Below are 6,975 nucleotides of genomic sequence, written 5' to 3'. Positions count from 1 at the left end.
CCCACGGCGCGAACCCCCAGCTGCCGCCGCCGGCCAAGAGCCTGCTGCCCACCGTGCACATCGCGCCGGCGCAGGGCTGGCCCGACGGCGCGCAGCCGCAGGCCGTGGCGGGGTTCCAGGTGACGCCGTTCGCGCGCGGGCTTTCGCATCCGCGCTGGCTGCACGTGCTGCCCAACGGCGACGTGCTGGTGGCCGAGAGCGACAAGCCCACGCCGCCGCCGGACCAGGAAGAGAAGGGCGTGCGCGCCTGGGTCCAGAAAAAAATCATGAAGCGCGCCGGCTCCGGCGTGCCCAGCGCCGACCGCATCACGCTGCTGCGCGACGCCGACGGCGATGGCCGCGCGGAACTGAACACCGTGTTCCTGCAGAACCTGCACTCGCCCTTTGGCATGGCGCTGGTGGGCGGGCAGCTGTACGTCGCCAATGCCGACGCCGTCGTGCGCGTGCCGTACACGCCCGGCCAGACGCGCAGCGACGCGGCGCCCGTGAAAGTCACCGACCTGCCCGGCGGCCGAAACCACCACTGGACCAAGGGCCTGGTTGCCAGCCCCGACGGGCGCAAGCTGTATGCGAGCGTCGGCTCCAACAGCAACGCGGCGGAACACGGCATGGCCATCGAGGATGGCCGCGCCGCCATCTGGGAAATCGATGTCGCCACCGGCGCCAAGCGCCTGTACGCGAGCGGCCTGCGCAACCCGGTCGGCCTGGCCTTCGCGCCCGGTGGCAGCGTGCTGTGGGCGGTGGTGAACGAGCGCGACGAGCTGGGCAGCGACCTGGTGCCCGACTACCTGACCTCGGTGAAGGACGGCGCGTTCTACGGCTGGCCCTGGAGCTACTGGGGCAGCAATGTCGATGCGCGCGTGCAGCCCCCGCGCCCCGACATGGTGGCCAAGGCCGTCGCGCCCGACTACGCGCTGGGCAACCACGTGGCGCCGCTCGGCCTGGCGTTCTCCGACGCGCGCATGCCCGCGCCGTATGCGAGCGGCGCCTTCATCGGCGAGCACGGCTCATGGAACCGCAAGCCGCGCAGCGGCTACAAGGTGGTGTTCGTGCCGTTCGACGGCCAGGGCAAGCCCAGCGGCGCGCCGCAGGACGTGCTCACCGGCTTCGTCGGCAAGGACGGCGACGCGTACGGCCGGCCGGTCGGCGTTGCGTTGGACAAGGGCGGTGCGTTGCTGGTGGCGGACGACGTTGGCAATGCGGTGTGGCGCGTCGCGCGCCAGCCGTGAGCCGTCAAGCCAGGCGCTTGCGCAGCGCGAGGTCCCAGGCGGTCGTCCCGAGGTCCCATGGATGCATGGTCCATGGCTACACTCGCCCATCTTTTTCCAAGGAGTGATCGCCGTGCGTTTCACCGTTTCCGTTGTCTGCGCCGTGGCCCTCGGCCTCATCTCTTCCATTGCATCGGCGCAGCCGGCACCCGCGCCGGCGCCGGTCACCACCAAGAGCGGGCTCATCTACCAGTCGCTGAAGGAAGGCACGGGCGCGTCGCCGGCCGCCACCGACGTGGTGAAGGTGCATTACCGCGGCACGTTCCAGGACGGGCGCGAGTTCGACAGCTCGTACAAGCGCGGCGAGCCGACGGAGTTTCCGCTCAACGGCGTGATCCCGTGCTGGACCGAAGGCGTGCAGATGATGAAGCCGGGCGGCAAGGCCAGGCTGACCTGCCCGCCCGCCATCGCCTACGGCGCGCGCGGCGCCGGTGGCGTCATTCCGCCGAACGCCACGCTGAACTTCGAAGTGGAACTGGTCTCGGTCAAGCGTTAGAGCCAGGCGCCGGCGAGCGCGTCGATGCGCTCCAGCGCATCGGACACCGACGCGTCCAGCGTGGCGCCGCCTTCCTCGGTGTGCTCCACCGCGATGGTGTGCACGTCGGTGATGCCGACGAAGCCGAGCACGTCGCGCAGCAGCGTGTCGGCATGGTTGAGCGCGGCCTGCGCGCCGCCCGCGTCGAAGCCATGGCTGCCGCGCGCGGTGAGCAGCACCGCGCGGCGCGGCCTGTCCGCCAGCAGCGGCACGTACGGGTTCGCGCGCCCGGGGTCGTAATCGAAGGTCATCGCGATGCGCACGATGGCGTCGACCCATGCCTTCAGCGGCGCCGGCATGCCGTAGTTGTACATGGGCAGGCCGATCACCACGACATCCGCCGCTTTCAGTTCGCGCACCATCGCGTCGCTCTCGCGCAGCGCGGCACGCTGGTCCGGCGTGCGCTGCGGCTCGGGCGTGAAGGCCGAGGGAATCCATTCGTGGTGCACCGGCCGTGGCGGCATGGCGCCCAGGTCGCGGTAGACCACCTCGTCGCCGGGGCGGGCGGCCAGCCAGCGGGACACGAAGGCATGGGTCAGGCGGCGGCTCTGCGAGCCGTGCGGATGCTCGCCGGCGCGGCCGGCGCGCGCGCTGGAGTCGATGTGCAAAAGCGTGGTCATGGGTGGCTCTTTTCGGATGAATGGAAATCAGCTTGACGCAACCGGGTGCAGGCGTAATCTACGAGCCGGTGCGGCCGAGGACAACTGATGGTTTCGAGCCGCTTGCGAAAATTTTTTCTCATCCATGAACGCACGCACCCTGCCACCTCTTTCCTCGCTTCGCGCCTTCGAGGCGGCGGCTCGCCACCGCAGCGCCAAGCGCGCCGCGGACGAACTTTCGGTGACGGCCACCGCCATCAGCCACCAGCTGCGCGCGCTGGAGGAGTGGCTCGGCCTGCCGCTGTTCGTGCGCCGGCCGCGGCAGCTGGAGCTGACTCCCGCCGGGCGCGAACTGATGGGCGAGATCGGTGGCGCCTTCGACACCATGGCCGGCGCCGTGGCCCGCCTGCGCGCCGCGCCGCAGCGGCAGTCGGTCACGCTCACCACCACGCCCGCGGTGGCGGCGCGCTGGCTGCTGCCCCACGTGACGCGCCTTAGCGAGTGGCATCCGAGCCTGGACCTGCACTTCCATGTGACGCACGAGCCAGTGACGCTGGACGGTCGCGGCGCCGACATCGCCATCCGCTACGGGGATGGCCGCTGGCCGGGGCTGGTGGCGCACAAGCTGTTCGACAACCTGTTCGTGCCGGCCTGCAGCCCCACGCTGAAACTCAGGCGAGCGCAGGACCTGGCGCGCCACACGCTGCTGCACTTCGCCTCGTGCAACGCGCGCATGACGCCCATGGGCTGGGTCGAGTGGCAAAAGCTCGCCAAGGTGGAAGGGCTGGATGCGAAGGCGGGGCCGGTGTTCTCGGACGAGACGCACACGGTGTCGGCGGCCACCGCGGGGCAGGGCGTGGCGCTCATGAGCCGCGCACTGATCGGGGACGAGTTGCGCGCGGGCCGGCTGGTCACGCCCTTCGGCCCGGAACTCAAGGGTGCGCCGTTCTACCTGGTCTATCCCGAGGCGCGCGGCGGCGAGCCGGCCATTGCCGCGGTGCGGCAGTGGGTGATGGACCTGTTGCCGCTGCTGCCCGCGTGAAACGCGGCGCCGCCGTTCAGCGGGATGCCGCAGGACACAGTGCCATCATTGCGGCATGAACAACCGCCCCACCCGGCTGCTGCTGAACGCCGGCCACGCGCTCGACCACCTGTTCCTGCTGATCTTCGCCACCGCCGTGACCAGCATCGCGGCGGACTTCGGCATCGCGCGCTGGGAAGACCTAATGCCCTACAGCGTGGCGGCGTTCTTCTTCTTCGGCGTCGGCTCGCTGCCGGCCGGCCGCATGGGCGACCACTGGGGGCGCCGGCCGATGATGGTGGTGTTCTTCGTCGGCATGGGGCTGGCGTCGCTGCTGGTCAGCATCACCACCTCGCCGCTGCAGATCGCGCTGGCGCTGGCCCTGCTGGGATGCTTCGCATCCATCTACCACCCGGTGGGCATTCCGATGCTGGTGCAGGGCGTGGCGCGGCCCGGCTAGACCATCGGCATCAACGGCCTGGTGGGCAACCTGGGCGTGGCCGGCGCGGCGGTGGCCACCGGCTTCCTGGTGAAGTACTTCGGCTGGCGCATGGCGTTCTTGGTGCCGGGCGTGGTCAGCATCGGCTGCGGCGTGCTGTTCGCGCTGCTGGCCACGCGCGAAGCCGCGCCGCCCGCGAAGAAGAAGCAGTCGCAGGCGGCGATGCCCGCCGGCGTGTCGATGGCGCGGCTGCTGTTCGTGATGACCATGGCCGCCACCAGCGGCAGCCTGCTGTTCAACTTCTCGACCAACAGCAACTACGAGCTGCTGGCCGACCGCCTGCGCGCCATCCTGCAGGACCCGGCGCGCATCGGCCTGCTGCTGGCGGCCGTCTATGCGCTGGCATCCCTGACGCAGCTGGCCGTGGGCCACCTGCTGGACCGCGTCGCGCTCAAGACGCTGTACCTGGGCATCGTCGCCGCGCAGGCGGTGCTGCTGGCGCTGGCGGCGGCGGTGGACGGCTGGGTGTTCTACCTGCTGCAGTTCCTGTTCATGGCGACCATCTTCGGCGCCATCCCGTTCACCGACGCGATGATCGTGCGCTTCGTCGACGACGGCATGCGCTCGCGCGTGTCGGGCATGCGGCTGGCGGTGTCGTTCGGCGCCAGCTCGGTGGCGGTGTGGCTGATCGGCCCGCTGGTCAAGCAGGCCGGGTTCACCGCGCTGCTGGGCGTGATGGCGGCAACGTCGGTGGTGACCCTGCTGGTGGTGAGCCGGCTGCCGGCCACGCCCGTGCCGCGCAGGGCAGGCGCGGAGCCGGAGCCGCTTGTGACAGCGCAGCAGCGGTCCTAGATCAGCGGTCCTGGATCAGCGGCAGCAACGCATCGCGCATGTAGGCGCCGATGTCCGGGTCGCTTGATCCGGTGAACGCGACGTAGCGCGCGTCGTTGGCGTACAGGTCCGCCAGGCCGCGCAGGTAGCCGGGGGCGGGCACGCCGTTACGGTTTTGCGCGGCCGGAATGCTGGCCAGCAGCGCCAGGTGGCGCTTGGCCGCTTCCTGCGCAGCGGCGCCCTGCGGTCCTTCGCCGGCTTCCTTGGCCCGCGCGTAGCCATGGCCGATGGCGGCCCATTCGGCGCGGATGCGCTGCGCGTCGGTGGGCGACAGCGATTTCCACCAGTCCTGCCAGCGCGCCCAGGTGTCGGCGCCCCAGCGTTCTTCCACTTCCTGCCGATAGCGGTTCTGGTCGAAACCGTCGAGCATGTTTTCAGCCATGAGAGGTGCTCCCTTCTTCAGTTGGTCCAAGGTCCAGCGCACGGCCGCCAGCTTGCGCTCGGTGCGTGCACGCTCCTGCGTGAGCTCCTCCAGGTGGCGGCCCAGCGCGGCCGGCAGGTCCGCCTGCTGCGCGTCCAGCGCCTGCCCGATGGCGTCCAGCGGCATGCCCATGTCGCGCAGCAGCAGGATGCGCAGCAGGCGCAGCACGTTGGCTTCGTCGTAATGGCGGTACTGCCCGTCGCCCACGCGCACCGATTGCAACAGGCCCAACGATTCGTAGTGGCGCAGGGTGCGGCTGGTGGTGCCGGCCATGCGGGCCAGCTCGGCGATGGGCCATGTTCTCTTGGAGGAGTGCATGGCGGCAAGTGTGCGGGTTGACGCTGCGTCAAGGTCAAGCGGGACGTGTTCGCGGCGGGCAGGTGACGTTCCCGCCTGCCGCCCGCACAATGGCGCGGCAAGAGATGCACATGACCGAGAGGAGAAAGTGAAGATGCGTTCGCTGGACATTTCAATTTCATCGACAAGCCGCCGCCGCGCGGTGGCGGCTGCCGTTCTCGCGTCGGCGGCGCTGCTGGCGGGCCTCGCGGGGCCGGTAGCCGCGCAGACCACCGACCCCGCCGTGCAGCGGGCTGCCGTCGCGCAGAAGCAGCCGCTGCTGGACACGCTCAAGGAATTCGTTTCCATCGAAACCGGCAGCCGCGACATGGAGGGCATCACGCAAGCGACCGAGCTGCTGGCCGCCAAGCTGCGCGCGCTGGGCGGCAGCGTGGAATTCATCGAGCCACAAGAGGCGACCACCTACCGCATGGCCGACACGCCCGAGAAAGTCGGCCGCATGGTGCGCGCCACCTTCCGCGGCACCGGCACGAAAAAGATCCTGCTGATCGCGCACATGGACACGGTGTACCTGAAGGGCATGCTGGCCAGGCAGCCGTTCCGCATCGACGGCAACAAGGCCTACGGCCTGGGCATCTCCGACGACAAGCAGGGCGTGGCGATGGTGGTGCACGTGGTGGCGCTGCTGAAGTCGCTGAACTTCAGCGAGTACGGCACGCTGACGGTGCTGGTGAACTCCGACGAGGAAATCAGTTCGCCCGGCGCGCGGGCGCAGATCACGCAGGCCGGCGCCGAACACGATGCGGTGCTGTCGTTCGAGGCTTCGCGTGCCAACGACGACAAACTGTCGCTGGCGACCAGCGGCATCGCCTCGGTGGAGCTCAAGGTGGAGGGCCGCGCCTCGCACGCCGGCAGCGCGCCTGAGCGCGGCGTGAACGCGCTGTACGAGCTGTCGCACCAGATCTTGCAGATGCGCGACCTGTCGCAGCCGCAAGTGGGCCTGAAACTGAACTGGACGATTTCGCAGGCGGGCACCAACCGCAACGTGATTCCCGCGCACGCCACGGCGCAGGCCGACGTGCGCGTGCTGCGCGTGGCGGACTACGACGCCATCGAGGCCGCGGTGCGCGAGCGCGCCAAGAAGCAGCTGCTGCCCGAAGCCAAGGTCACGGTGGTCTTCGAGCGCCGCCGCCCGCCGCTGGAAGCCACGGCCGCCAGCCGCAAGCTGGCCGCGCACGCGCAGGCGATCTACGCGGAAGTGGGCCGCAAGCTGACCGTGGACGACCAGCCGGAAGGCGGCGGCACCGATGCCGCGTTCGCGGCGCTGAAGGCGAAAGGGCCGGTGATCGAACGCTTCGGGCTGCCGGGATTCGGCGCGCACTCGGCGGACGACGAATGGGTGCTGGTGGACGCGATCGAGCCGCGCCTGTACCTGGCGGCGCGGGTGGTGATGGACGTGGCGCGGGGCAAGGGGCTGTGAGGCGCAGTCCGCCCTATCATGCTG

The 6,975-nt window shown here is 70.1% G+C and carries 7 protein-coding genes and 1 pseudogene; 6 read left to right on the top strand and 2 right to left on the bottom strand.

The features are described from left to right. Together H0U68_RS20180 and H0U68_RS20175 are read left to right on the top strand one after the other, a co-directional pair. On the top strand, positions 1-1,229 hold a 1,229-nt coding region (locus tag H0U68_RS20180; protein WP_296358689.1), incomplete at its 5' end, for a sorbosone dehydrogenase family protein. 142 nt (positions 1,230-1,371) lie between these two features. Then, positions 1,372-1,764 (top strand): FKBP-type peptidyl-prolyl cis-trans isomerase, encoded by a 393-nt coding sequence (locus H0U68_RS20175; protein WP_296358694.1) that lies wholly within the window; start codon positions 1,372-1,374, stop codon positions 1,762-1,764. On the opposite strand, the gene H0U68_RS20170 is transcribed toward H0U68_RS20175, so the two are convergent. Next, on the bottom strand, positions 1,761-2,423 hold the full coding sequence (locus H0U68_RS20170; protein ID WP_296358688.1) for an NAD(P)H-dependent oxidoreductase: 663 nt from the start codon (positions 2,421-2,423) through the stop codon (positions 1,761-1,763). The genes H0U68_RS20175 and H0U68_RS20170 overlap by 4 nt on opposite strands. A gap of 124 nt (positions 2,424-2,547) precedes the next feature. On the opposite strand from H0U68_RS20170, the gene gcvA reads away from it, so the two are divergent. The 3 genes and pseudogenes from gcvA to H0U68_RS20155 all read left to right on the top strand — a co-directional run bounded on the left by gcvA (position 2,548) and on the right by H0U68_RS20155 (position 4,714). Next, a complete protein-coding gene (gene gcvA / locus H0U68_RS20165) occupies positions 2,548-3,444 on the top strand; it encodes a transcriptional regulator GcvA (protein ID WP_296358687.1) in 897 nt (298 codons plus the stop codon). 55 nt (positions 3,445-3,499) lie between these two features. Further along, positions 3,500-4,141, top strand: a pseudogene (locus H0U68_RS20160) (MFS transporter); the annotation flags it as partial. Further along, on the top strand, positions 4,124-4,714 hold the full coding sequence (locus H0U68_RS20155; protein WP_365732249.1) for an MFS transporter: 591 nt from the start codon (positions 4,124-4,126) through the stop codon (positions 4,712-4,714). The pseudogene H0U68_RS20160 and the gene H0U68_RS20155, both read left to right, overlap by 18 nt. Position 4,715: 1 nt before the next feature. On the opposite strand, the gene H0U68_RS20150 is transcribed toward H0U68_RS20155, so the two are convergent. Then, positions 4,716-5,492, bottom strand: a complete 777-nt coding sequence (locus H0U68_RS20150; RefSeq protein ID WP_296358686.1) for a MerR family transcriptional regulator — start codon at positions 5,490-5,492, stop codon at positions 4,716-4,718. Between the two features lie 133 nt (positions 5,493-5,625). Between H0U68_RS20150 and H0U68_RS20145 the strand changes: the two genes are divergently transcribed. Further along, on the top strand, positions 5,626-6,951 hold the full coding sequence (locus H0U68_RS20145; RefSeq protein WP_296358692.1) for a M20/M25/M40 family metallo-hydrolase: 1,326 nt from the start codon (positions 5,626-5,628) through the stop codon (positions 6,949-6,951). The last annotated feature ends 24 nt before the right edge of the window (positions 6,952-6,975 follow it).

The organism is Ramlibacter sp. (assembly GCF_013697775.1).
Classification (GTDB): Bacteria; Pseudomonadota; Gammaproteobacteria; order Burkholderiales; family Burkholderiaceae_C; genus Ramlibacter.
The sequence above is the reverse complement of the archived record's forward strand: the minus strand, read 5'-3'. Positions and strand labels throughout refer to the sequence as shown.

Bases quoted from the DNA above. Each gene is read 5' to 3' on its own strand.
- H0U68_RS20170 (WP_296358688.1), bottom strand. From the start codon at position 2,423: ATGACCACGCTTTTGCACATCGACTCCAGCGCGCGCGCCGGCCGCGCC.
- gcvA (WP_296358687.1), top strand. From the start codon at position 2,548: ATGAACGCACGCACCCTGCCACCTCTTTCCTCGCTTCGCGCCTTCGAG.
- H0U68_RS20155 (WP_365732249.1), top strand. From the start codon at position 4,124: ATGACCATGGCCGCCACCAGCGGCAGCCTGCTGTTCAACTTCTCGACC.
- H0U68_RS20150 (WP_296358686.1), bottom strand. From the start codon at position 5,492: ATGCACTCCTCCAAGAGAACATGGCCCATCGCCGAGCTGGCCCGCATG.
- H0U68_RS20145 (WP_296358692.1), top strand. From the start codon at position 5,626: ATGCGTTCGCTGGACATTTCAATTTCATCGACAAGCCGCCGCCGCGCG.